The organism is SAR324 cluster bacterium (assembly GCA_015232315.1).
Taxonomy (GTDB): Bacteria; SAR324; SAR324; order SAR324; family NAC60-12; genus JADFZZ01.
Genome location: JADFZZ010000026.1, coordinates 37,695 through 63,782 on the forward strand (window position 1 = coordinate 37,695; position 26,088 = coordinate 63,782).

Here is a 26,088-nt window from a genome sequence, read left to right on the forward strand (position 1 = left end):
TCAGGGGTTATGGAGGCTTATCCAGAGATAGACGCGTTACATCAGGAACATGGTGCCCGGTTGATTGAAGTGGGTTCCATGCTGTTGCCTTTGCAGTATGCCGACAGCCCTGATCTGGAGATCCGCAGAATCCTGGAAAAGTCGGCGTTGATCGATCTGAGGGCTTTTGAGTTGATCCGGGTTCAGGGACCGGATGCCATGACTTTTTTGCAGGGCATGGTGACCAATGATCTGAAACAACTCAGTCCGGGCGGCTTGCAACATCAACTTCTGTGCAATAACAAAGGCAAGATTCTATATCATCTGGATGTGTTGCAGATGGCTCAGGAGGATTATATTCTTGTTTGTGATCCGGAAGAGGCAAAACTGGTGGGAAACCATCTCTATCATTTTCTGATCCGGGAGGATCTTGAAATGTCCTTGATGACGCCTCACTGGCTGCGATGTGATTTGATCGGTCCCCTGGTTTTTCAGTGGTTATCAACTCAAAATTACCACGATGACCACGGAATCTGGGAATTTCAGGGCATTCAGGTATTGACAGGCCGTGAACAGTGGGGAACTCTTCCCCGGCTTGTGTGCCTTGTGCCGGCGGAAGATTATGTGCGTTTTCTGAAAACTGTGCTGGCGGCCCACCATGATATCGGATTGGCCGGACTGGAAGCTCTTGAACAAATTCGTATTTATCAGGGCATCCCTCGGGCTGGTGTTGATTACAACCAGGAGCATTTTCCTCAGGAAGCCGGTTTAGCCGATCATGTCTCTTACAACAAAGGGTGTTATCTGGGGCAGGAACCACATGCCAGAATGCATTATCGTGGTCATCCAAACCGTTTGTTGGTGCCCATTTCATGGGAGGGCACCATGTCACTTCAGGCAGGGCATGTGTTGTATGCGGGGAATGAGGAAGCCGGGTTGGTGACCAGTGTCAGTCAGATCAGAAATGAAGCCGGCACGATGAGAGGAATGGCCATGATCAGGCAAACGCTTGTCAAGGAACAGCGCCCTCTGGCACTGATTCCAGATGGTGCTTCAGTGATCTGCATTGTGGCGGGATGAGTTGTCAGAACAGGGACATTTGCTGAACTTCTTTTTTCGGGGTTTCCTTGTTCCATTCAACTTTTACAGATTTGACACCACTGCGAGAGTCATACAGCAATTCCTGATGTTTGAGAGCATACTGATAAACATCGCGTGTGACCTCCACATCAATTTTGCAATATTCAATGATTTTATCGAGTTTCCCTTCTTTATACCACTGAAGGGCCTGTAGTCCGTCAGCGGATTTTCCAGTACCAAGGGTTGGTCGGGCAATGGCATCCAGTTTGAGACGGTGCCCCAGAATTTTACTGATTTCTGTGAGCATATCCAGATTGGGAAGTGCCATCAGTTCCGCATAGAGTTGATTTCGTTCCTGTTGGTTGGCGTGACGGGCTCCTGCGACAACTCTGTAATCAAAACCAATATGGTTGAAGCCTACAATCAGTTCCACTTTTTTGAAATGATCAATGAGATCCTGGACCTGGTTATCAAGATACACATGAAACTGTGAATCCAGAGAATCCCAGACGATGCCAACAGACATGCCCATGTCCATGATGTTGTTCCATCCGCCGACTTCATCCGCGGAATACTTACTTTCCAGATCAAAATATAGAATACGTTTCATAGTTTTATACAATCAAAGGTTAAAGACGGAATATGCAACTGACAGATTATTATAAACTTCTGCAAATTACACACGATGTATCAGCAGATGAAATTCGTAAAGCATTTCGACGTGAAGCAAAAAAATATCATCCTGATTTGTATCAGGGGCATGATCAGAATGAGATGCGACGACGGCAAAAGCATTTTGTTCTGCTCACACAGGCGTATGAAGTCCTGAGTGATCCCCGATCCAGAAAGGAATATGATTCCAAATGGCAGGTGGTTTACGGTCAGAAAACAAAAACAACACAACAAAAAACATATACAAATACAAGTCATTCTTGGGACAAATCAGGTGGAACCTCATTCCGGAAAACGGGACCGGCTCAATTCACTCCAGAGGAAGAGGAGTCGCTGGAAGATATTCTGGAGGATGTTGAAGAGCTTCTCAAAAAATTTGGTTTGACCTTGAAAGATCCGCTTGACCTCCTGGTCAACTGGGCAAAACATTTTTTTCAGATGTTTGTCGATGCATGGAATGACGATGGCTCTCCCAGGGAGAACGCGTCCTCCTCCACAAAACGGGAAACAACCGGCCATTCGATGTTTCAGGACATTGAAGAAGAACTTCAACGCATGAAACAGACTTATCAGGGGCAACAGAACAACCGTTCTCAGGGATTTCAGAACAGCGAAATTGAGCGGGAATTGAACGAACTGAAACGAAAGCATAAAAAGTGACCGCTCCCCGGGAGCATTGATTTTATCCTATCAGGAGTCAGCATGGAACAATCTTCAAAAACACAAAAAATAGTGGTGCTCATTCCTTGTCTGAATGAAGAAATTACAATTGGCAAAGTCATTCAGGATTTCAAACAGCATTTGCCTGAAGCCGAGATTGTCGTATTTGACAATAACAGCACGGATCGCACGGCAGAAATCGCTCGACAGGAAGGTGCGGTCGTCATCCGTGAAAGCAGGAGGGGCAAAGGTTTTGTGGTGGCATCCATGTTTCGCAAAGTACAGGCCGACTATTACATCATGGTGGATGGCGATGACACCTATATGGCATCGCAAGTGAGAGATCTGCTGAAACCCCTGCTGGAGGATGACGCCGATATGGTGGTGGCTACACGGCTGAATGTGTATGAGGAAAAATCATTCCGGCCCCTGCATGTGTTTGGAAACAATCTGGTACGATCACTGGTGAACTGGATTTTTGACAGCAATCTTCGTGACATCATGTCTGGCTATCGGGCAATGACTCGTGAAGTGGTGCTCAATGTGCCCGTTTTGTCCTCAGGCTTTGAGGTGGAAACCGAAATGACCATCCGGACTCTGGATTACGGATACCGGATTCAGGAAGTTCCTGTACCCTACAAGGAACGTCCGGAAGGTTCTTTTTCAAAACTTAGAACCTTTCACGATGGGTTCAGGGTCCTGTCTACCATCGGAACGATTGCCAAGGCTTACAAACCGTTTACTTTTTTTGGAGTGTTCGCTCTTATGTTTTTCGGTATGGGGATGCTGACCGGAATTGAAGTGATACTTGACTATCTGGAAGATATGTATGTCAATAAGGTTCCTACCGCGATTCTGGCATCAGGGTTCATGATCCTGGGATTTGGCAGCCTGGGAATTGGTATTATCCTGCACACTTTGAATGATCGTTTCAAGGAATTGACCCGTTTGGCACAAAAAAATGTTCATCAGGAGCGTTGAATAAAATTATTTTGAGAGTTTCAATATGGAAAACATAAGAGCAGCAAGTTTGATCACCGCGATAAAAACTCCCTATCTGCTGGATGGTGAGATTGACATAGAGGCTTACGATAGTTTGGTGGAATTTCAGATTCAGCATGGTGTGGATGGCATCATTGTCGGTGGAACCACAGGTGAAGGACACCTGATGGATTGGGAAGAACATCTGATGCTGATTTCTCACAGTGTCCACAAGTTCGGACACAAGTTGCTGATCATCGGCAACACAGGAAGCAACAACACCTATGAAGCCATAAAGGCCACTCATTTTGGTTTTGCTTCAGGGATGCATGCCTCCCTGCAGATCAATCCGTATTATGGAAAAACTTCCAGAGCCGGTTTGCTGACACATTTCCAGAAAGTGTTGGATCTGGGGCCGGCGATTGTTTACAATGTACCTGGTCGTACCGGTCAGGACCTGGTTCCGGAGGTGATGCTGAAACTGGCTGAACATGCCAATTTCGCGGGAATCAAGGAGTGTACCGGCAGTGACCGGATCAAGAGCTATGAAGATCGGGGAATTGCCTGCTGGTCTGGCAATGATGATGACAGCTTTACCAGTCGGTATGAGTCACGGTCACATGGTGTGATTTCCGTGACAAGCAATCTGGTGCCGGGTTTGATGAAACGGTTGATGAAAGAAAAAGATGAGGCTCTGAAAATTCGACTGATGCCGTTGATTTCATGGTTGTTCAGTGAACCAAATCCAATCCCGCTAAATACGGCCATGTCCATGTTGGGATGCGCCAAACCTGTGATACGTCTGCCTTATGTGCCGCTGGATCGGACCATGAGACAAAAAGGAGTCGAAATTCTTCAGTCCTTTCAGGGAGAACTTCCTGGAACGACAATCAATGTGATGGAAGATGAAGCATTTATCCTGTTGTAGACTCTCAGAAATCAACGATATAGGCTACAACGACGGACATGGTGAGCGGAACATAAAGGTAATGTGACGTGTCAACCCAGATTGAGTTGATTTCCCCGTTCACATACAGGTTCCCCCAGCGTCCTCCAGCAAAGACACTGCCTGATGTTGACAGGCGATCCTCACTGAACCGGTTCAGCTCACAACTGCTTATCATTGCTTCCAGGGCCTGTTGTTTGGGAATACTTTTTTTGACAAGCGCGATTCCGGCTTCATGACAGTCGGAATTGCTGTTTTTGACATATTCAGTGATGTAGGCATGGCCACGCATGGAAAGTAATCCCAGGCCACCGCCAATGCCCATGCTCAGATAACGGTCAGGTGTTTCATCACGGGCGCCAATGGAATAAAACAGTCGAGGCGTGAAGAACAGCATCTGTGCTGAAATGAACGTGCCCAGATCTACCTCAATTTGCTGAATGGCCTCAGCCTGAATATCTCTCAATACGAGTTGCCTGAACGCAAAAAAATCTGAATATCCAAATGAAAAATCATAGCCGAAATTACTTTCTCCAAGGAAACTGCTTTGTAATAGAATGTTATAGTTCAGAGATGGAATGAAATAGCCGGAAAACAAAGCCGCACTGTGCGTTTTTTTGTGGATGATGGCTGGTGTCGCTTTCTTCAGGGCACCACCTATGATCAAGGAGGAACCAGATAATAAATGGCTCACGGCTTTGACACAGCGAGATTCTTTTAATTTTTGATGCAGTTCCACACAGGATTGTACCTGGTCGTCTTCAATACCAAGTTTATTTTTAAGGGTGTCTTGAAGTTGCCCCAGTGTATCAGGCGTACTTTCTTGAATTTTGTCTGCGATGGAGGAAGGTTCTGCTGAAAAAGCCGGAGAACTTTGAAGAAAAAACAGTATTAAAAACAGTAGAACAGGCATAGCCGGACCTAGAAAATATTCAACAAAGAAATTAGTTCCCTTTTGTATAAAAGCCCTTGTGCAATTTTTCAAGGCTTGCCAAAATTCTCTGGAAAAATATGTGAAACCTTAAAAAGGACATGATGAAACGTTTGATCAATCCGCTCATTGATTGTGTGTTTAAGGCTATTTTGGGGGATCCCGACCACAAGGGAGTTCTGTTCATTGCGCTATCCATGTGCTGGAATTACCCAAATGGAAGAAACCGGAGAATCTACCGTTAGGGCCTGAGGATTCCTGGCTATATTTTTTTGAGGAAGCCCGGTACTGGGAGAATCTCCCTGAAGAACTTCAACCACTAGAACCTATGAAGGAAGCCATGAACGTACTGAAACGATTTGCGGAAAAAGAAGCCGATTATTGGCTGTATGAGGCTCGTCTGGAAGGCCAGCGCCTGCAAAAATTCCGGGAAATGGAAATGGAACGCGTTGAAACTGGATGGCGACAGGCTGAGAAATCATTGAACATCGCAATTCAGGAAAAACAACAGGCAGAACAGGAAAAACAACAGGCAATTCAGGAAAAACAACAGGCAGAATGGGAAAAACAACAAGCTGAGCTGGAAAAACAACAAGCCGAGCGGGAAAAACAACAGGCAGAACGGGAAGTCAATCAAATGAGGGAATTGCTCAAACAGGCGGGACTCTCACCAGACAAGCTACTGAAATCCTGAATTGAGAATTAGTTATGGAATCTAATCAGATCAACGATGAAGCAATAGAATCTCAGCATCAACAGCAACTGGGCCATGTGAATGCCATCTGGAACATATTGGTTGTGGTGAGCCTCATTTTGGTGGGCCTGACGGCAGTGTTCCATCTTGACTTTCTGCCGGGGACTCTGCTAGGTTGCGCAATCGTTGGACTTAATTTCTACTGGACCCGTCGCATTGTGACCAATGTGTTTTCCAAGGAAAACGTGAAGCGTCGCATGTTGTTGGTTTATGTGGTCAAATTTGGCTTGTCCATCACTGTCCTGTTTGTGGCAGTGGTTGTTATACAAATCTCAGCCCTCGGGTTGCTGATTGGTTTGTCCAACATTGTCATTGCGGTGATTCTTTATGCCATCGCAAGCGTATTCCGATACTAGAGTCTGTGACTCAATATTCGAGGTCCTATGGTACGAAAAGCTGGTTTAACCTCGTTGCTTCTTTTCGGTTTTGTTTCAACAGCTCTGGCTTCAGAAGGCGGCTTCACATGGTCCCATCTGCTTCTTGGCTGGCTGGAACATCCGTTGGTATCAATGGGGGTCGATCCATTACCTATTCTGGACATGCTGTTTGTTGCGGTAGCGATTATTGTATTGGCATACATTGGCGGAAAACCGTTCCGTGAAAGTGAAATGGTTGAGCCGACAGGCAAAGTTTCGTTATCCTATGTCATGGAAGTGATTGTTTCCGGTATTCTCAATCTGTTGAGCGGAATCATCAAACATGGTGTCGGGGCGAGAGCATTGCTCCCCTTGCTGGGAACCTATGCGATTTTTATTGCCTGTATGAACCTGCTGGGCCTGGTGCCCGGATTCAATCCTCCGACCGATCAGTTCAATGTGACCATTGCGCTGGGATTGATTATTTTTGTAGCGACCCATGTTCTTGGCTTCAGGATTCATGGTTCACACTACATTCAGCAGTTTCTGGGGCCCATTCCATGGCTGTCTCCGTTGATGTTGCCGATTGAACTCATCAGCCATTGTGTACGTCCAATGTCATTGGCCATTCGTTTGTTTGGAAACATGACAGGCGATCACAAGGTTGTTGCTGTCTTTACAACGATTGCGGCAATCGCATTGCCCATTCCCTTCATGGGATTGGGTATTTTAGTGTCCGTTTTGCAAGCATTTGTGTTCGTGGTGTTATCCGCGATTTATTTTGAAGGCGCGATGGGAGAAGCCCATTGATGCCAAAACTTCATTTTGAACAGGAAATAATATGAAAAAATTAGCTGTATTGATGTTGGTTATGGTTGCCGCTTCTCCTCTGTATGCCGCTGAGCACGGTGATTTGGCAACTTTTGGAATTGCGTTAGCGGCCTGTTTGTCTATTGCGATCGCTGCTCTGGGTGGTGCCTGGGGACAGGGAATGGCTGTTAAAGCGGCTCTGGAAGGAATTGCGCGAAATCCTAACGCTGCTGACAAAATCTTCACCCCAATGATTGTGGGTCTGGCGTTGATCGAGTCACTGGTTATTTACGGTCTGGTGATCGCTTTCATTCTGCAAGGTAAAATCTAATTGACCTCAGCCCCGTTTCCCAACGGGGCATTGTGCCCTCAGATTATTCAAAATATTTTTTCTTAATTCCCGTTTTTTTGAGTTTAACCCTGATCAGGGTTCCTTCATTCAGAGTGCTTGAAAGTTCAAGTGTTCCACCATGGTTTCGGATAATTCCATAACTGGTGGTCAAACCCAGTCCTGTGCCTTCGCCAACATCTTTGGTAGTAAAAAAGGGATTCATCACCAAACCAAGATGTTCCTCAGAAATGCCGATTCCTGTGTCCTGAATATCTACAACTTGCCAGGGATGATCCTCATAGACATGAATTACCAGGTTTTTGACCTCGCATGGTTTCATGGCTTCTATCGCGTTGATGGTGAGATTCATCAGTGCCTGTTCCATCAACAGATTCTGGCCTTCAATATAATCAGAGATGGGTTCAATTTTAAGATTCAGCACAATATCGTTGTTTTGTATATGGTGCGTAATCATATCCAGCATGTGCTCTACACATTGATTGATCAAAAAAGGTTGATTCTGCATGAAATTATCTTCACGGCTGTAAAGCAATAAATTGTGGGTGATTTTTGCACAGCGATCAACCAATTTTTCAATTTGTGTCAGTTGTTCAGACATTGACGTCTGTTTGGGGGCTTCTTTAAGTTGCTCAACGATGAGGGAAATCATACACAAGGGGTTATTGATTTCATGTGCGATTCCTTCTGCCATTTGCGCGATTCCACGTAATTTTGCGGTTTGTACCAGTTCAGCCTGTGCTGTTTTAAGATCAAGATTCAGTTGATGGAGAGTGTTGATGTTGTTTTGTGTCATCAGTGCAGCATTGATTCGGGCATTGAAAATCACTTCACGGACTGGTTTGTTGATAAAATCTACGGCACCGACGTTAAAGCACTGTTCCAGCAATTTTTCATCGACATCTCCTGTCAGCATGATGACAGGGATCTGTGCAAAGGTATGATGGTTTTTTAGACTTTTCAATAGATCCACCCCATTCACTTCAGGCATGTAAACATCCAGAAGAATGAGATCAGGCGTTTCCGTTTTCAGGTAATCAAACAAAAATTTACCATAAAGCGTGAATAGCGGAGTATGGCCCTTGAGTGTGAGAAGGTTTGAAACATGCTCAATGATTGCAAAGTCATCATCAACGATTAATATTTTTGCCATGAAGAATCTCGTTGACCAGTTCAGTGAGTTTTTCGTTATTTCTGGAGGAAAGGGCTTGTTCCATTTCAGAAAGTGATTTTTTCAAGGGATGATTTGTTCCCACCAGAAGTTCATTTAATTCTTGTAGTTTTTTGTGAATTTTATCTGTCATGAAATAGGGAATTTCAAGTAGATTCTGACAGATAGCCTTGATTTGTTCCAGCACTTCACTGCCAAGCGTTGTGGTTTCAGTCTGATTGGCTGGAGTCGTGTCACTGGAAAAATACTTTGAAATAATGGACAATACCTCATCAACTTTTACAGGTTTGGTCAGGTATGCGCTCATGCCTGCATTCAATGCATTGAGTTCTTGTTCCTTGAAGGATTCCGCACTGATTCCAATGATAGGAATTTGCTCACAGGTGGGCAATTGCCTGATCAGACGGGTGGCCGTGAAACCATCCATGACAGGCATGTGAATATCCATCAGAATAATATCCGGTCGGGTTTCTCGACAATAATTCAAGGCTTCCTCACCGTTAGCAGTAACAACTAACTGACATGGAATGTCTTCAAAAATTGCCTGCATCATCAACTGATTGACGGGGTTATCCTCTGCCATCAAAATATGTTTTCCATGCAAAACATTTTCTTGGGAAGGTTGGTGTGAGGGTGTCTCTTCAGGATGTTCCGACACGGCCTGCAAGGGAAGCATCACCGTAAACACACTCCCATGATCCAATGCGCTTTCCACTATAATGGAGCCTTCCAGTAGTTCGATCATGCTTTTGACAAGGGTCAGACCCAATCCTGTTCCTCCATATTTCCGGGTAATGGTGTTGTCCGCTTGTTCAAACGGATGAAAAATGGTTTTCAGGTGTTCCGTGGAAATCCCTACGCCGCTGTCTTCAATGGTCCAGCATAACATTTTGTTATGTTCAAAAGCTTTCATCTGCACCGAACCCTTACTGGTAAATTTGATCGCGTTGTCAACGAGGCTATGCAGTATATGGTTCAGGAAAGTCCGATCAGAAAGAATCATGACCGGAAGTTGCGGGTCAAAAGAATACTCAAATGTTAAGTTTTTTTCATGTGCCTGTGCTTTATATAAATGAAAAATTCCCTGAAACAACAATCGGATGTTGACAGGTTTTAGTTCGACTTTTGCTTTGCCGGATTGGAGCTGAGCCAGTTCAAGGATATTACTGATGATTTCAGCCAAATGCACACTGCTGTCCTGAATTTGCCGCAGGTACCGTTTGAAATCAGAGGTGTGTATGACAGCTCCATATTTCTTTTCCAGGAGTTGACTGAATCCCGAAATAGCATTGAGCGGAGACCTGATTTCATGGCTCATCTTTGCCAGAAACTGCATCTTTGCCTGAGATGCTTCTTCCGCACGTTTTTTTTCTTCCGCCAATAGTTTTTCAGTGATTTTCTGTTGAGTCATATCGACAGAAAATCCCAGCAGAACACTTTCCCCATCTTTAAAGGTCAGAATTTTTTTTCCTGCCAGGAACCACTTTTTCTCAGGACTCGTGAAATGTTCTTCCCTCATGATCAGTTCTTTGGCCTTCCAGACAGTCATGTCATGTTGCCGGTGCCTGATCGCGACATCCGGAGCAAAAAGTTCATCGTCCGTTTTATTGATGATCTCCGATTTTGGTCTTTGCAGAGTGTTTGCAAGGGCTTCATTGCACAGGAGGAGTTGTCCCTGAATATTTTTTATGAAAATATTGACTGGGAGATCCTCAATAATCTGTTGGAGTTTGTCATTTTCATTTGTCAGCAGGTTTTTATATTTTTGAATCGAGTTGGCCATGGATTCGATATCTCGTGCAAGATCCCCGATCTCGTCTTTTGATGTGATTGGAACACCATAAACGATTTCATTGCCAGCAATTTTTTTGGTGATGCCCTGTATAATAATGATAGGATTCAAAATTATTTTTTTGGACAGAAACAACATGCCGAGCATCAGAATCATGGTCACTAAAGCGCAAAGTACCATCATGTTGAAAATTCGTTGATTCAGCGGTTCAATCAATGCCTGTGTGTCACTGAGCAGCACCACTTTCCAATTCCATGGATCAAAATTTCCCGTGAAAATAACATGATCTGAACCCTCCAGATTGATATGTTCACGTTGGGATTGAATTGCTTCCCGAATCTCGGCAATTGCTTTCTGAACCGGCACAATAGACTTTGACGCAGGGTCTCCCTTGTATTCAAACACAAGGGAGAGTGTCGGCAGATCGAATACAAATAGATGATCGTACTTGTTCAACTCCATGCCTCGAACAAATTCAAGAATGGTTTCATGCTGATATTCCGGCAATAAATCTTTGGCTTTTTTATCAGCAAGGAAGGCGTGTTGAGCCGCCTCCAGAACATTTTGGATCAAGTGCTCCATGTGCAGATGTAAATGATCTTTTTGTGCTTGATACAGAATGGGTTTGACGGTGTCATAGCCGATGAAGCTGAAAGCACCAATGAGTATGAGTGCAGGAAAAATCACCATGATGACGATTTTTGTCTGAAGTTTCATGCGTTTCCTTGACCGCTAACGGGCAAAGGCCCGCTGGCGTCGTTTGAGGTGTGTTTCATGGACCAGATTGATGAGTTTCATCCATTCCTGCATATACTGGTATTCCAGGCCAAACTGATCTGGATGATATTTTTTGATCAGTCGCCGGTAGTGCTGTTTCACTTCTTTGGCCCGGGCTCGTTTGAACACGTTGAGGTCTTTATAAAACTCTTGTTCAGAGGGAATGTAAAACGTTTTTTCAGCAGTTTCCGGCGAACTGGTATGTTCATGCTGTTTTTCCTCGGCATGATGCGATGCTGAGTTCTGTTTGCGGAAGGAGGTGTGCTCCGCATTTTCCCGGGATGGGTGAGCCTGGTCTGGAGCTTCAAGTTCCAGAAATTCGCTGTCATCCACCGGACGGAAGGCTGAACCCAGAAACAGAAACCGTTCGGTCTCATCAATCCGGATTGAGGCAAACCACAAGGGGGGCTGGATGTCCTTCATACCAAAATCATTCGTCCGAACTCTGGGTTCCTGATAGTAATGGATCGTCTGTTTCTGTTCAAAAGAGGTCTGAGACATGGCACCGTTCACAATTGAAGTTATAATTCATGTGGTCATGTCTCATTCAAAAACAGGGCCAATGTTTATCAGATCACACGTTCGTTACCACCATCGACAGGAACCTGCGCACCAGTTGTTTTGCCGAACGTATTGCCTGCCATGGCACAAACCATCTCGGCAACATCGTGCGAGGTGACCTCTTTTTTCAGCAGATTGTTGGTTTTGTATTCTTCCACAGTCAATCCATAGTGTCGGGCACGGGCCTGAAGCACTTCAGGCGTCCAGATTCCTGTGTCAAACACGGCGTTGGGATGCACTGTGTTGATGCGGATACCGGCTGAGGCCCATTCAAGGGCGGCAATACGTGCGAGTTGGGTGAAGCCTGCTTTTGCCACGGAATAGGCGCCGGCACCGGGTCCGGGGGCCGGCACGTTCTTGGAACCGATCATCACCACCGAGGGATCCTGACCTTGCTGAAGCACTGGAAACGAAAGACTCATGATTCGTTGATGAGAGGTCAGATTGAGGAGAAGGCTTTTGTCCCACAGGGCAGGGTCCATTTTTGCCAAAGTTGAACTGGGCGGAAAGATTCCGGCATTGCACACCAGAATATCCATTCCACCAAATTGCAAAATTGTTTGATCAATGGCTTGTTGAATCACATCCTGCCGGGTGACATCACCCATGATACCCAGAAATCCGGGGTGTTTTATCATGTTTGTCACAGCAGGATTCAGGTCAATGACGGTCACACAGGCTCCTTGTTTGAGCAGATGTTCCGCACAGGCCTTGCCAATACCACTCGCACCGCCGGTAACCAGTGCGGTTTTGCCCTGAAACTGGGGTCTGGTTGTGACCTTGCCAAGTTTTGCCTGCTCGAGTTCCCAGTATTCCACTTCAAAAATATCCCGTTCCGGCAGGGCTTGCCATTGTTCCAGGCCTTCGGCCCATTGAACGGCGTCAATCGTGTGATGAACAATATCTTCAATGATGAGGGTTTCCTTGATCGTTTGACCAAAAGTAAGAATGCCTTTTCCGGGCCAGACTGCCCAGCAGGGGATGGGGGGCAGGCAACGCTGTTCGGGAGTACGGTTTCGTTCAAAATAAGCGAAATACTCCCGTTTGTAGGCTTCAACACATTGCTCCACAGAATCTTCCCTGAGTATGAGCGGGATCCGTTTTGTCCGTATCACATGGTCTGGCGTCAGGGGTCCTCTGGTCGCAAGGGCTTCAACATCATTCCGTGAGGCAAAACCGCAAGCCTCTGGAGATGTGTCACAATGCACCACTACGGGATAGCCCGCAATGTTGGACAATTGATGTCGTAATTGGGCAATAACCTGAGTTGAGACAGGCTGATCCGGATTTTTTTTAACAGGCCTGTTGAGCGCGCCATTTTTTTCAAGATAGGACTCCGCTTCAGAAACCAACTGGATCATCATGTCATAGCTCGCTTTTGCGTCATCATTGAAGGTGAATACGCCATGATTCATCAGGATGATGCCATCGAGTTGGCTCCAGTCCAGATCCCTGGTCATTTCATAAATTTTTCGCGCAAGCACAAAACCCGGCATGACATACGGCACGAGCAAAACCCTGTTGCCGTAAATTTTTCGAATATGGTCTTCGCCATGAGGAGTGTTGGTTACTGCGACTACTGCATCCGCATGGGTATGATCCACAAACTTGAAGGGAATGATCGCATGAAGAATGGCTTCCACAGAGGGATTCGGCGCATAGGGGTCCAGCATTGCCGCACGTTGAGACGTGACCATTTGTAAATCCGTCAGCGATTCCAGTTTGGCCATTTTCAGCAGTGTCTCCTGCTTGACCGGCGCGAATCCTGCGGCTTCAATCGTTGCCAGATCCCAACCACTGCCTTTGACAAACAGAACCTCTTCCGTTTCTCCAAATAAATTGGTCACCGTTGATTTAACAGAAGTATTTCCTCCTCCGTGTAGCACCAGCGCCGACTCTTTCCCCAGCAGACGGGAGGTGTAAACTCTCATTTGCAGGGCATCCTGCCCAACATTTGCGGCTTCTTCAGCATTCCATAAATTTTTCATAAGACCTCACAGTGTTGGGTTCAAGAATTAGACAAAAGTACGAATCAGATCTTCATAGGTTTCTCTGCGACGAATAAGTCGTGACGTTCCAGAACAAATCATGACTTCCGCAGGTCTGGGACGCATGTTGTATTGCGAACTCATGGAAATCCCATAGGCTCCGGCGTCGCGAAGGGCAAGAATATCACCAGACTTGCATTCCGGGATTTCCCGGGCGATTTGTCCCTGAGCACCACTGGTAAAAATATCTCCCGTTTCGCAGATATTACCGACCACCACCGTTTTGACAAGGGGGTTATTGACCGCTGAGGCATTTTCTATGCGGTGATAGGAACCATACAGCATGGGACGGATTAAATGATTGAAGCCACTGTCAACACCGACAAAACGGTATTCAGGTGTGTTTTTGATCGTGTTCACACAGGTTAGCAGGGTTCCGGAAGAGGCGATAATATAGCGTCCCGGTTCAATTTTTAATTCCAGGGTTTTACCTCTGTGCTCACAGAATTGCTGAAAACGACGGCTCATTTTTGCACCCAGTTGCTGAATATCCAGAGTTTGTTGCCCGGGTTGGTACGGAATCCCAAACCCACCACCCACATCCACAAATTCAAGGTCAGGGAGTGTCTCTGCAACCTGAAGAATCAGGTCCATCGCATCCATCATGGGTTGAGGCTCGAGAATGCCGGTGCCGATATGAGAATGGATTCCTGTCAATTTAAGATGGAATCGGGTCAGCAGTTCCATGAGTTGTGGCATTTGATCATGATAAATACCGAATTTGGATTTGGGGCCGCCGGTGATGCAGTGATCATGGTGTCCAGCGCCAATCCCCGGGTTAACACGCACAGAGATGACCGTGCCGGGAAATTTTGCGCCAAAATCAGCCACACGATCCAGTGAATCCAGATTCACCAGAACTCCCTGATTGACACACCAGAACAGTTCTTCAGGAGTGACGTTATTTCCCGTAAAAATGATTTTTTGAGGAGAAAAACCTGTGTCAAGTGCCAGTTGGACTTCCAGTGGCGAAACAGTGTCAACGCCGCATCCCGCCTCCAGGACCAACTTGAGGATTGCGGGGTTTGGATTGGCTTTCATGGCATAATGAATTCCCGGTTGAAGGTTCGGGAAATTTTTCTTGAGTTGCTCAATCTGGGTTTTGATCACAGATTCTTCATACACATAAAGAGGTGATCCATATTGCTGGATTAACTCCCGGGCAGAGATTCCTTCAAACAGTATCTGGTTATTGACGGTTTCCATGAAACTCCTGTTGGTGCGGCAACCCGCTGTTTTGAAAAGAAAGCCTGTGATTTTGATATTCCGGGATAAACGGGAAAACCACAGTTGCTGTATTTATATCATGCTGTTATTACTGAAATTTTCATGGGGAAGATAATGCAATCAGACCAAATGGCAAGTGCTTTATCCTGCGGTATACCTCACATATGGTACTGAACCTTTGAAATCAAAGGATTTGGTCACTTTGTCGTCTCGTTGCGAAGGAATGGTTAAAAAATAACAGGGAAAACTTTCTGGTTACGAACGTCCCGTTCGTAACCGTTCCATTTTTTACAACTTATTCTTTTGGCGTTACTTACTATAATTTTCCTAAATTTGAGCTAGACAAACCTTTTGGCGTTTTCTATGTAGAGAGTATATTTAACATGTAGAGAGTATATTTAACGTTTAGATATTCAACCCGGGAAGAACTATGTCTCAGAAGAAAGAATTCGCGCTCATCTTGGTGGATGATGAACGAACTGTACTGGAAAGCCTCCAGCCGGATATCCAAAAATACACAGGCAACTCGCTCCTGATTGAAACGTGTGAAAGCGCGCAGGAAGCCTGGGAGGTGATGGAAGATTTACAGAATTCTGGAATCAGTATCCTCTGTATTATTTCAGATTATTACATGCCTTCCATGAACGGCGTGGATTTTTTGATTCGTGCGAATCAGGATTCCAGATTTGGCATTACGCGCAAAATTCTGTTAAGCGGTCAGGCCAAATATGAAAATGTGATTCAGGGCATCAACCAGTCTGCCATCCATCGTTGTCTCACCAAACCATGGGATGTCAAGGAATTGTTAGCCAACGTGGAAGAGGTGGTGACCGATTATTTTTTATCATTTGCTCCAGACCAGATCATCGTTTATCAGAAACTCATCAAAACTGAAAAACTCACACACGCGTTTGTGGACTCCCGAAATGAACAGGAAGTCCTGCACCGCAAAATTGAACAGATGCAGGAAAGCTTTCTTGATCAAACCAATGCTTCCGATGAAACCCTGTTCCATCAACTATTTCAGGAAATTGAAAAATTCACTCAGGAATCCGGTGAAGCCATTGTGTTCCAATTCAAGGCAGGCACTTTGATTATTGAAGAGAATCAACCAAACGCCTACCTGTGGTTGATGACTCAGGGCGAACTGGAACTCACGAAACAAGGAGATGATGGCCGGGAACATAAAGTATCGGTGGCTCGTCGCGGTTCTTTGCTCGGTCTGATTTCCTTCATCAGTGGCGAACCGGCTTTCACACATTGCAGGGCTTTGACGGATATTGAAGTCATGCGACTCAGCAGGGATGTGCTTGAAAAAATCATGAAAAATGATCCCGTCTTTTTAACCTTATTTGCCAACACTCTGCTACGGAGTTTAACCGAACGTATTAAAAATTCGACTGAAGTCCAGCTCAGACTGGAAGAAACGCTACTGAAACTGGATGCCGCCCACATTCAATTAGTGGATGCGGAAAAAATGGCGACTCTCGGACAATTGGTGGCCGGAATTGCCCATGAATTGAATAATCCCGTAGCCGCTATTTTAAGAGGAACCGAATACCTCAAAGACAAAATCCCCCAATTGCTGAATTCCGAATCCGGAAAAGAAGTTGACGCTCTGGGAGGCGGATTGCTTCTTACCGCACTTACCATGTCACCGCTGTCTACGTCTGAGATACGAAAACGCACCAAAGACGCTCAGGAATTTTACCCTTCCATGAATATTGCGCGAAAAGCCGTACAATTGGGACTGGACACCAAAGACCAATTCAAACGGTATTTCAAAGGCTATAAAAATGATCAACTGGAAAATATTATCAGTGATCTCGACACCTACTATCAGGCTGGTAGCTTTTTACGCAACATTGAAGTGTGCAGTACCCGTATTGCGGCTCTGGTCCGTGGTCTGAAAAACTATGCCCGACTGGACACGGATACGGTTACCACCGTTGATCTGCATGAAGGCATTGAAGACACCCTGATGATATTTTCCAGCAAACTTAAAAATTTTGAAGTGATCAAGGAATATCAGACATTGCCTCCTGTCGAGTGTTATGCGTCACAACTCAACCAGGTTTGGACCAATCTGATTTCGAATTCCATTGGTGCGATGGGCGAATCAGGACGTATTACTATCCAGACCGGCATGACAGACGATGGTTCCAAAATTCGGGTGATTTTTGAAGACAATGGTCCCGGAATTCCACCAGAATTGATTGAAAAAATTTTTGAACTTAATTTTACTACCAAGCGGGGGTCTAACTTTGGTTTGGGAATGGGGTTGGCGATTTGCCGCCAGATTGTCACCCGCCACGGTGGGACCTTGACCGCTGAATCAAAGCCGGGAGAATGGACTCGTTTTACTATGACGCTGGCAACAACATTTTCACACAATTCCGTGTGATTTTTAATTCATTTAAAGGAGGAGTTTATGAATAAATTCACAATTCTGTGTGTTGATGATGAACGTGAAGTGTTGGACAGTGTGGTTCAGGATCTGGATGCGCTGAGTTCCATGTTTGATATTGAGGCCGCAAACAGTGTGAGAGAGGCCAGAGAAATTATTGAAGATCTGGAGCGGGATGATCGTCAGTTGGCATTGGCCCTGTGTGACCATATCATGCCCGAAATCAAGGGCATTGATTATCTCATTGAACTCAATCAGGAAGAATTCACCGAAAGCGCCCGTAAAGTATTGCTGACAGGGCAGGCCGGACTGGAAGACACCATTCAGGCCATCAATCGTGGAGGATTGCATTATTATGTATCAAAACCATGGACGGCCGAGTCTCTGATGAAAGTGGTTGTGGATCAACTCACCACCTTTATCATCGCCAATGAACCGCACATGATGAATTACGCAAGGGTGCTGGATCAGGCGCGTATTTTCGGAGCCGTACACAAAGTTGGCGGCGATTATTAATTTTAATTATCCTTTTATCACGATTGAATGAGGCCTTTATGAAAGTAAAACTTTTTATTTCTATCCTTATCCCACTCCTTGTATTACTCATGCCCACCAGTTGGATTCCCATTGCGGGAATCACGGTGATTGAACACCGGATGCTGGCCATCTTTTTTGCGGCGTTGTTTTTCTGGATTCTGGAACCCATTCCGATTTTCGCGACGTCTGTGGTGGTGGTGATTCTGGAACTGCTGATGATTTCTGACAAAGGTCTCATCTGGTTACGTGGCAGTGGAGAAATGTTTGGTACGCCACTGAAATACGCGGCATTACTGCAAACTTTTGCCGCACCAGTCATCATGCTGTTTTTAGGAGGGTTGTTTCTGGCCGCCGCCGCAACCAAATACAAACTGGATGTGAATCTGGCCCGGGTGATGCTCAAACCTTTTGGAAAAAACCCTTCCATGGTTCTGCTTGGATTCATGCTGATTACTGCTGTGTTTTCCATGTTCATGAGCAACACAGCTACAACCGCCTTGATGTTGGCCATCGTAGCGCCTGTCCTGCAACTATTTAAAGCCGATGATCCTGGAAAAATCGCTTTTGTGCTGAGTGTCCCTTTTGCAGCAAATGTCGGTGGCATGGGAACACCCATCGGAACACCGCCCAACGCCATTGGTATCAAATATCTGACAGGAAACATGGCCGTCACTTTTGGTGAATGGACCACTTTTGGCGTTCCGTTTGCCATCATCATGCTGTTGGCCGTATGGGGTTTGCTGATCACTTTTTCAAAACCACGTGAAAAATCCATGGAATTGGCGGTCAAAGGTAAATTCAGAACTGACTGGAAAGCTATTGTGGTGTATGTGACCTTTGCGCTCAGCATCATCCTGTGGCTCACTGGATCTGTTCACGGCTTGAACTCATACACGGTTGCCATGCTTCCGATTGGCGTATTCATCACAACCGGAATTTTGACGGTGGAGGATATGAAAAAACTGAGTTGGGATGTGCTTTGGCTGATTGCCGGAGGTATCGCGCTGGGTGATGGTCTGGAAAATACAGGTTTGAGTAAACACATTGTCGAAAGTATCCCCTTTGCGACGCTTTCGCCCTGGATGATCATGATTTCCGCCACAATGCTGGCAGTTGTGATGTCCACCTTCATTTCCAATACGGCAACGGCCAACTTGCTTCTGCCCATCATGGCGGCTTTAGCCGCGACCATTCCTTCATTGGCAGATGTGGGTGGGGCGAAAATGCTCATCATCGCCATCGCGTTTTCCTGTTCTTTCGCCATGGCCCTGCCCATCAGTACACCGCCCAATGCGCTGGCTTACGCGACGGGGATGGTGGATAATAAACAGATGGTCAAAACCGGTAGTATTGTCGGGATTCTGGGACTGCTTCTGCTTTATGTGATGGTCTTTGTCCTCAAAGCGGTTGGGTTTGTTTAATAATATAGTGTTCCAGATAATTATTTCATGGGAGCGCGGGCGTCCCGCCCGCATTTGGAGGGCAAGATGCCCTCTCTCCGACCAAATTATTTTTCTGTCGAATATTTCTCTGTTCGATAATCATCGGTGAATCATGTCTCAGTATGTTATTTTATGCGTAGAGTATGATCCTTCTTTTTTGAAGCAGATGCTGGATGAACTGCAACCGTTGACCAGCCAGTTTGTTGTTATTGGTGTTACCACAGTGGCGGACGCACGACAGAAACTGCATGAAATGCATCAGAATAATCAGAATCCATGTGTGATCGTATGTGAAAATCAAATGCCGGATATCCAGGGTTCCGTTTTTTTTGTGGAATTGATGCAAAATATTTTTACCAGGGATTCCCGTAAAATTCTTCTGGGGCAAGATACCAATGCTCATACCCTGATTGAAGCTGTCAATAGCGCCCGTCTGGATTATTTTATTCCCAAACCATGGAAAACCGGGGATTTGCTCCAAACTGTAGTGGCTCAGGCAACCACTCATATTCTGGCAAAGGATCCCAATCCATTAGCCTTCCTGCAGACATTGGAACATGACCGGATCATTCAGACACATCTCCAGAAACAGTTCAGAAAAATTCAGGATGGTTTTCTGGAGTCAAGCGCCATGACAGATCAGGAACTGACGCTTAAATTGATCGGTGCCATGTATACCCATTTTGCGTCCACCAATAATGTGAATAAAACCTATCGTCGTTACAGTGCCAATCATAAACTGACGGTGGAAGGTGAAACCAGCAAATTTCTCTGGTTTGTGGCCAAGGGGGAAGTCGTCCATAAAAAACAACTGTCCGATGGCACCTTGCAGGAAGTGATGAAAGAAGGAGAAGGCGCGATTGTTGGACTCATGTCCTTTGTGAGCAATGAAAAAGCTTTCGTGTCCACTCAAACCACTTGTTCCACAGAAGTGATCAAACTGGACCGGGAAGCGTTTGCGGAAGTCATGAGTGCCAATAATGAGCTGTTACCCCTGTTCACCAATTTATTGATTCGACACCTGAATCGTCGTCTTCGCAAAAGTATTTCCACTGAACTCAAATTGCAGGAAACACTCAAAACTCTCAGCTTTGCCGAGCAAAAACTGATCGAATCGGAAAAAATGAGTGTTTTAGGACAACTGGTGGCCGGTGTGGCACATGAACTCAATAATCCTGTGGCGGCGATCATTCGTTCAACCGAACATCTGAAAGAGGGGATTCCCTATATTCTTGATTCAGACCTTTCCCGTGAATGGTATCCCCTCGGTAGGGATGTGATGCTTCGATCCATGACATCACCACCACTATCCACTTCGGAAACAAGGGCTCGAACCAAAGCTGTCACTCAATGGTATGACTCCATGAGCCTGGCCCGAAAAGTGGTGCAACTGGAATTGGATGGTGAAAACCATTACAAAAAATATTTCAAGAAACTCAATGAATCCCAACTGGAAGAAGTCATTGATTATCTCAATAATTTTTATCAGATGGGAAATTTTCTCAGAAATATTGAAGTGTGTGGATCTCGTATTGCGGAAATGGTGAAGGGGCTCAAAACCCATGCCCAGCAGGATACCTTGGTTAAACGCACAGAAAAGGTTCAGGATCAACTGGAAGACACGCTGATGATTTTTTCCAACAAACTTAAAAATATTGAAATTGTAAGAGAATATCAGGAGTTACCTCCTATTGAATGTCTTCCGGCAGAATTGAATCAGGTGTGGACCAATTTGCTATCAAACTCCATTGAAGCCATGAAAGAACAGGGCATTATCCGGATCACCACCCAGATGTCGCCTGATTCGCAGGACGAAACCATGATTCAGGTTATTGTGGAAGACAATGGCCCGGGTATTCCACAGGCTCATCTTCAGCAAATTTTTGACATCAACTATACCACCAAACGGGAAGGAAATTTTGGGCTGGGGATTGGATTGACTTCCTGTCAGCAAATCGTCAGAAAGCATCAGGGTAAGATTGTCGTAGAATCAGAGGAGACGGTTTATACCAGGGTGACTGTGACGCTTCCTGTCAGAAATCCGGAACTGGAATGAATCCTGTTATTCTTTTGGCGGATCTTTTTCCGGTGAGACAGGCTTTTCAGGGGCGGCAGGCATCAACAATGTTAATTGTTCCTTGGCAAAACGGTCCTTGTTCTGGCTGATTTCCCCAAAATTTTGCAGACAATCGCTCAGTATTTGAGTGGCTGACCCTGTCATGGTCTTAGCTTTTTCCAGACGTTTCAGGTGTTCATGAATTTTTTCGAAACTCTCATGATCCTTGAAATAGAGTCTGATCATTCCAATTAACTGCAAATGTTCAATCAGTGACGCGCCTTCGATCTGCTTCAGGATGCTCTCAATCTGCGACACAATCTTATAAAGTTGACTGTCAATAGAGGTTTTTTCATCTGCCAGCGCCAGCAAAGAAATCAGATAGAGTTCTTCCTGAATGATCTGGCGTTGATGAATCACTTCAAGATTATTATAACTGTATTTGATCAATGCCTGATGGGTTTCAATAGCCAGTTTTGTAGCCATAATTCCCTTTGAAAGAGAGCGGCTTCCGGAATCGATCCATTCAATGTCCTGTTCCACGATAGCCAAACGGCTGTGTACAGAATTTTTCCATTTGGGCGGAAACAGGGTTACATCAAACAATGGTGGTTTGGGAACGGAGCCATAAATATGAAAATGGTCATGTTGGGCTGAGGCAAACAGACAATTCGGGCAAATTGCCACACGATATGCGGAATAATTGCTGGGTTGATGATCCGTACTGCTGCGAGTGTAAACAGGAATACCAAAAATATTAACGGGTGGATGAATAGGATCTTTCAGGTTCCAGGCCGAAATATTTTTGTGTCCGCAGACTCTGCATTCCACATAAAAACCAATCAGATCCTCCTGTCTGGTCTTGGGGGTCCGGTCTGGTCCGCCACCATATTCATGAGGGTCAATGAATTTGACAATTCCATGGTTGGTGTTGGGCGTAACGTCAAACTGCACCTTGATATAAACGGTTCCCTGTTTAACTTTACTGTGCTTGAACCATAATATTTTGCCTGTAATAGGGGCAAACCCATGCTGGCGTGGTTGAGTCGAGTCATCTGGAATGCACATCTTCAGCGTCACAGGGGTTTGGGGATTGATCACCCGATTGATGTTCAGCGTACATTCCGTCGTTGTCACAAACAGGCAATGGGCGGGATAGATTTCCCCATCCACCCGAAGTTCAAGTTTTTCCTGGGTAGAGGCCAGACTTTTGGTGGCGAGTGCCCAGAATTTTTCAGGAACTTCCTGTGAAAATCCAAGATAATTGCCGATTTCGATCAATAGATTTTTTTCTGTGGGAGACAGATCTTCGTCAACAATTGCGATATGTGTCAGATTTTTTAGAATTTCAAACCCGATTTTTTTTTCGATGAGGTCACGAGGTTTGTGCATTTTAAGCTGACCATGCTGTGCCTGATACAGAAGGCTCACCCGTTCTTCCTGATCAGTGATGAACCCCAGGGCCTGTTTTAGAAACTCAACTTCCAGAGCGTCTATCTTGCCGTCCGCAACCACCATGCCGATGATGGCATGAGCAAACCAGATTTTTTGAGATTCATTGAGTTGATCTGAAATTTTCATAAGACAGTTTCACAGGGGTCAGGAACCGGGTTTCTTCAGCTTGGGAACGTTCAAAAAATAACATGGAAAACTTTCTGGTTACGAACGTCCCGTTCGTAACCGTTCCATTCCTTACAGACCACTGAATTAGGGCTTCATACTTCCTGTTTCCATAAATCGCTGATGAAACTCAAACGCTTTGATCAAGGTATTTGGTGTGTGCTTGGCCTCAGCGTGTTGCAATCCATATTTCAGATAATCAAACAGCAGATCCTGATAATCCGGATGGGCGCATTGATTGATGATTTTCTTGGCTCTGGGAACAGGAGCCAAACCTCTTAAATCAGCCAAACCACGCTCAGTCACTACCACCTGAACAGAGTGTTCATTATGATCCACATGCGTCACCATCGGGACTATGGAAGAAATTTTCCCATCCATTGCGCAGGAGGGTGTCATGTAGATGGATACAAACGCGTTTCTGCAGAAATCACCGCTTCCGCCAATTCCATTCATCATTTTACAGCCAAAGGCATGAGTGGAGTTGACATTCCCGAAAATATCCATTTCCAGGGCCGTGTTCATGGCGATAATTCCGAGTCGGCGGATCACTTCAGGATTATTGGACATTTCCTGTTGCCGTATGATAAATTTCGAACCCAATTCATCCAGATTATCAAACAATCGTTTCTGACCAGCTTCTGATAAGGTCAACGAACTGGTGGATGCGACTTCCAGGCGATCCGCGTCAATCAATTGGAAAATCGAATCCTGAACCACTTCCGTGTACATGCAGATTGGACTTCCATGCGGGTGTTTGGCCATTCCGGCAAGAACCGCGTTTGCCACGTTGCCGACACCCGATTGAAAGGGCAGCCCTTTGGGGAGTCGCCCCCGTTTTTCCTCATGCTGCAAAAAATCCATGATGTGACTGGCAATAGCCTGGCTGTCGGCATCAGGATCCCTGAGGCCCGCGTTTTTATCCGTCAGATCAGTTTCAACGATTCCCACAATTTTTTTGGGATCTATTTTGACATAAGGTGTTCCAATTCGGTCTCGCGGGTGAAAAATCTGGATGGGCGGACGGTGTGGCGGTGACTCCGGAACATAGACATCATGCAGGCGTTTTATTCCATCAGGAATATGACGATTCAATTCAATAAAAACCCTGTCAGCCAATTGTAAAAGGGTCGCGCTCATTCCTCCCGAGGTGGTCAGATATATTTTTCCATCATTGGTTACATCCACCGCTTCCACAATAGCAGTCTGACAACGATCAATGAAGCCGTAACGCATATACTGGGCAAGATGTGACAAGTGGAAATCCACAAATTCAATTTCTCCGTTATTGATTCCCTGCCGAAGTGTTTTGTCGGATTGATAGGGGGCTCTTTTCTTGATGGCTTTGGCACGAGCTAACTCTCCATCCAGTTCATCGCCGGTGCTGGCACCTGTGTACAAGGTGATCTGGAAGGGAATGTTTTTTTCATGCAACGCCCTCGCCCGTTTTGCCAGTGCGACAGGAATGGCTTTGGGATAGCCGGCGGGGGTGAAGCCGCTGGTACCAATCACTTCATCATTCTGGATCATTTCCGCGATTTCTTCCGCGGTCATTTTCTTCTCTTTAACAATTTGTGAGGTCATATATTCCTTTGGTTCGGTTTTGTTTAGGCGATAACTTGAAATAAATATACCCACAGCAGGTTTACCTTTTTCCCGGAGGTGTCGTTCCTGCGAAGGCAGGAACCCAGCCCCAAATCCAGGACTGGATACCCGCCTTCGCGGGTATGACAAGGAATTTGGGGTATTCTTTTTGAGAGATCGCCTTATGGGTTGACTATCGTTATTTAACCATGAACGTCCACAGAATACCGGCGGCAATAGCCGAGCCGATCACTCCGGCGACATTGGGTGCCATGGCATGCATCAACAGAAAATTGGAAGAGTCTTCTTTCAGTCCCATCGTATGGACAACCCTTGCGGAGTCAGGCACTGCCGACACTCCGGCGGCTCCAATCATGGGATTGATTTTATCTGTCAGAAACAGATTCATGAATTTCGCAAACAAAACTCCTCCTGCGGTAGCGATCGCGAAGGATAACGCTCCCAGTCCGAAAATCAGCAGGGATTTGTGTGTCAGAAAGTAGTGTGCGTCTGTGCTGGCACCGACTGAAAAGCCCAGCAGAATGGTAACAATGTCGATCATGGCATTGCGGGCGGTGTTTGCCAGACGTTCAGTGACACAACTTTCTTTGAGCAGATTTCCCAAACACAACGTACCAACCAGCACGATGGAACCGGGAGCGATCAAGGCGCAAATCAGAAATGCCGCAATGGGAAAAATGATTTTCTCACGTTTGGGAACCATGCGTGGAGCTTTCATTTTGATCAGTCGTTCTTCCTTGGTGGTCAGAAGTTTGATGATCGGCGGCTGAATGACGGGTACCAGTGCCATGTAGGAATAGGCGGCGATGGCAATGGCTCCGAGTAAATCCGGAGCGAGTTTGGATGCCAGAAAGATGGCGGTTGGACCATCGGCTCCGCCAATAATCCCGATTGCGCCAGCCTCACTGGGAGTGAAACCAAGATACATGGCGCCAATCAGGGTCAGGAAAATTCCGACCTGAGCCGCGGCGCCCAACATGATCAGTTTGGGGTTGGAAAGCATGGTGGAAAAGTCCATCATCGCACCGATTCCCAAAAAGATGAGCGGAGGAAAAATCCCCTGACTTACCCCGAAATAAATATAACTCAGAACACTCCCTTTATCATAAACACTGATGGGCATTCCCGGCACAATCGGCATATTGCCCACTACCACGCCAAAACCAATGGGGACAAGCAACAAGGGTTCATAATCTTTGATGATCGCCAGCGAAATAAAAATGATCCCGATAAGGATCATGATCAGGTTTCCCCATGTCATCATGGCAAAACCTGTACTTGATAAAAAATGACTCAAGGCTTCCATTCAATTCCTCCATAGTACAAA

General features: G+C 45.7%; 22 protein-coding genes. 12 read left to right on the plus strand and 10 right to left on the minus strand.

What is annotated here, in order from left to right; all coding sequences use genetic code 11:
• Positions 1 to 9: 9 nt before the first annotated feature.
• Positions 10 to 1,059, plus strand: coding sequence for a hypothetical protein (locus HQM11_15650; protein ID MBF0352465.1), 1,050 nt, complete (start codon positions 10 to 12; stop codon positions 1,057 to 1,059).
• A 4-nt stretch (positions 1,060 to 1,063) separates the two neighbouring features.
• Here the strand turns inward: HQM11_15650 and HQM11_15655 are convergent, their stop codons facing one another.
• Positions 1,064 to 1,669 carry a ribonuclease H-like domain-containing protein gene (locus tag HQM11_15655; protein MBF0352466.1) on the minus strand — a complete coding sequence of 202 codons (606 nt, stop codon included), beginning with the start codon at positions 1,667 to 1,669 and terminating at the stop codon, positions 1,064 to 1,066.
• A 32-nt stretch (positions 1,670 to 1,701) separates the two neighbouring features.
• On the opposite strand from HQM11_15655, the gene HQM11_15660 reads away from it, so the two are divergent.
• From HQM11_15660 to dapA, 3 genes are read left to right on the plus strand one after another with little or no spacing between them, the layout of a single operon-like run.
• A complete protein-coding gene (locus tag HQM11_15660; GenBank protein MBF0352467.1) occupies positions 1,702 to 2,391 on the plus strand; it encodes a J domain-containing protein in 690 nt (229 codons plus the stop codon).
• 42 nt (positions 2,392 to 2,433) lie between these two features.
• Complete coding sequence (locus HQM11_15665) at positions 2,434 to 3,372, plus strand: glycosyltransferase (protein ID MBF0352468.1); 939 nt, start codon at positions 2,434 to 2,436, stop codon at positions 3,370 to 3,372.
• Positions 3,373 to 3,397: 25 nt separating this feature from the next.
• A complete protein-coding gene (gene dapA, locus HQM11_15670) occupies positions 3,398 to 4,300 on the plus strand; it encodes a 4-hydroxy-tetrahydrodipicolinate synthase (GenBank protein ID MBF0352469.1) in 903 nt (300 codons plus the stop codon).
• Between the two features lie 4 nt (positions 4,301 to 4,304).
• Here dapA and HQM11_15675 read toward each other — a convergent pair whose 3' ends face one another.
• The gene (locus HQM11_15675) at positions 4,305 to 5,231 is read right to left on the minus strand and encodes a hypothetical protein (GenBank protein MBF0352470.1); all 927 of its coding nucleotides are present in this window, start codon (positions 5,229 to 5,231) and stop codon (positions 4,305 to 4,307) included.
• A gap of 358 nt (positions 5,232 to 5,589) precedes the next feature.
• Between HQM11_15675 and HQM11_15680 the strand changes: the two genes are divergently transcribed.
• Genes HQM11_15680 through atpE form a run of 4 tightly spaced genes read left to right on the plus strand, consistent with a single transcriptional unit; the run spans position 5,590 to position 7,500 of the window.
• Positions 5,590 to 5,943 (plus strand): hypothetical protein, encoded by a 354-nt coding sequence (locus HQM11_15680; GenBank protein ID MBF0352471.1) that lies wholly within the window; start codon positions 5,590 to 5,592, stop codon positions 5,941 to 5,943.
• Between the two features lie 14 nt (positions 5,944 to 5,957).
• The gene (locus tag HQM11_15685; protein ID MBF0352472.1) at positions 5,958 to 6,359 is read left to right on the plus strand and encodes an ATP synthase subunit I; all 402 of its coding nucleotides are present in this window, start codon (positions 5,958 to 5,960) and stop codon (positions 6,357 to 6,359) included.
• Positions 6,360 to 6,386: 27 nt separating this feature from the next.
• Complete coding sequence (gene atpB, locus HQM11_15690) at positions 6,387 to 7,169, plus strand: F0F1 ATP synthase subunit A (protein MBF0352473.1); 783 nt, start codon at positions 6,387 to 6,389, stop codon at positions 7,167 to 7,169.
• A gap of 31 nt (positions 7,170 to 7,200) precedes the next feature.
• Positions 7,201 to 7,500: an ATP synthase F0 subunit C gene (gene atpE, locus HQM11_15695; protein ID MBF0352474.1), complete on the plus strand. Its 300-nt coding sequence runs from the start codon at positions 7,201 to 7,203 to the stop codon at positions 7,498 to 7,500.
• Positions 7,501 to 7,543: 43 nt separating this feature from the next.
• On the opposite strand, the gene HQM11_15700 is transcribed toward atpE, so the two are convergent.
• The 5 genes from HQM11_15700 to lysA form a co-directional block, all read right to left on the minus strand.
• Entirely contained in the window at positions 7,544 to 8,671 is a 1,128-nt protein-coding gene (locus tag HQM11_15700; protein ID MBF0352475.1) for a hybrid sensor histidine kinase/response regulator, read from the minus strand.
• On the minus strand, positions 8,649 to 11,198 hold the full coding sequence (locus HQM11_15705) for a response regulator (protein MBF0352476.1): 2,550 nt from the start codon (positions 11,196 to 11,198) through the stop codon (positions 8,649 to 8,651). The genes HQM11_15700 and HQM11_15705 overlap by 23 nt, the downstream gene beginning before the upstream one ends.
• A 15-nt stretch (positions 11,199 to 11,213) precedes the next feature.
• Complete coding sequence (locus tag HQM11_15710) at positions 11,214 to 11,759, minus strand: DnaJ domain-containing protein (protein MBF0352477.1); 546 nt, start codon at positions 11,757 to 11,759, stop codon at positions 11,214 to 11,216.
• Between the two features lie 68 nt (positions 11,760 to 11,827).
• Entirely contained in the window at positions 11,828 to 13,807 is a 1,980-nt protein-coding gene (locus HQM11_15715; GenBank protein MBF0352478.1) for a bifunctional aldolase/short-chain dehydrogenase, read from the minus strand.
• A gap of 27 nt (positions 13,808 to 13,834) precedes the next feature.
• On the minus strand, positions 13,835 to 15,073 hold the full coding sequence (gene lysA, locus HQM11_15720) for a diaminopimelate decarboxylase (GenBank protein ID MBF0352479.1): 1,239 nt from the start codon (positions 15,071 to 15,073) through the stop codon (positions 13,835 to 13,837).
• Between the two features lie 451 nt (positions 15,074 to 15,524).
• Between lysA and HQM11_15725 the strand changes: the two genes are divergently transcribed.
• The 4 genes from HQM11_15725 to HQM11_15740 all read left to right on the plus strand — a co-directional run bounded on the left by HQM11_15725 (position 15,525) and on the right by HQM11_15740 (position 21,536).
• Positions 15,525 to 17,498, plus strand: coding sequence for a cyclic nucleotide-binding domain-containing protein (locus HQM11_15725; GenBank protein MBF0352480.1), 1,974 nt, complete (start codon positions 15,525 to 15,527; stop codon positions 17,496 to 17,498).
• A gap of 27 nt (positions 17,499 to 17,525) precedes the next feature.
• Positions 17,526 to 18,017 (plus strand): response regulator, encoded by a 492-nt coding sequence (locus HQM11_15730; protein ID MBF0352481.1) that lies wholly within the window; start codon positions 17,526 to 17,528, stop codon positions 18,015 to 18,017.
• A 38-nt stretch (positions 18,018 to 18,055) separates the two neighbouring features.
• Positions 18,056 to 19,459: an SLC13/DASS family transporter gene (locus tag HQM11_15735; GenBank protein MBF0352482.1), complete on the plus strand. Its 1,404-nt coding sequence runs from the start codon at positions 18,056 to 18,058 to the stop codon at positions 19,457 to 19,459.
• A 133-nt stretch (positions 19,460 to 19,592) separates the two neighbouring features.
• Positions 19,593 to 21,536: a cyclic nucleotide-binding domain-containing protein gene (locus HQM11_15740; GenBank protein ID MBF0352483.1), complete on the plus strand. Its 1,944-nt coding sequence runs from the start codon at positions 19,593 to 19,595 to the stop codon at positions 21,534 to 21,536.
• A 6-nt stretch (positions 21,537 to 21,542) separates the two neighbouring features.
• On the opposite strand, the gene HQM11_15745 is transcribed toward HQM11_15740, so the two are convergent.
• The 3 genes from HQM11_15745 to HQM11_15755 form a co-directional block, all read right to left on the minus strand.
• On the minus strand, positions 21,543 to 23,117 hold the full coding sequence (locus HQM11_15745) for a TerB family tellurite resistance protein (GenBank protein ID MBF0352484.1): 1,575 nt from the start codon (positions 23,115 to 23,117) through the stop codon (positions 21,543 to 21,545).
• A 126-nt stretch (positions 23,118 to 23,243) separates the two neighbouring features.
• Positions 23,244 to 24,740, minus strand: coding sequence for a succinate CoA transferase (locus tag HQM11_15750; protein ID MBF0352485.1), 1,497 nt, complete (start codon positions 24,738 to 24,740; stop codon positions 23,244 to 23,246).
• A gap of 199 nt (positions 24,741 to 24,939) precedes the next feature.
• The gene (locus tag HQM11_15755) at positions 24,940 to 26,067 is read right to left on the minus strand and encodes a sodium ion-translocating decarboxylase subunit beta (GenBank protein ID MBF0352486.1); all 1,128 of its coding nucleotides are present in this window, start codon (positions 26,065 to 26,067) and stop codon (positions 24,940 to 24,942) included.
• Positions 26,068 to 26,088 lie beyond the last annotated feature (21 nt).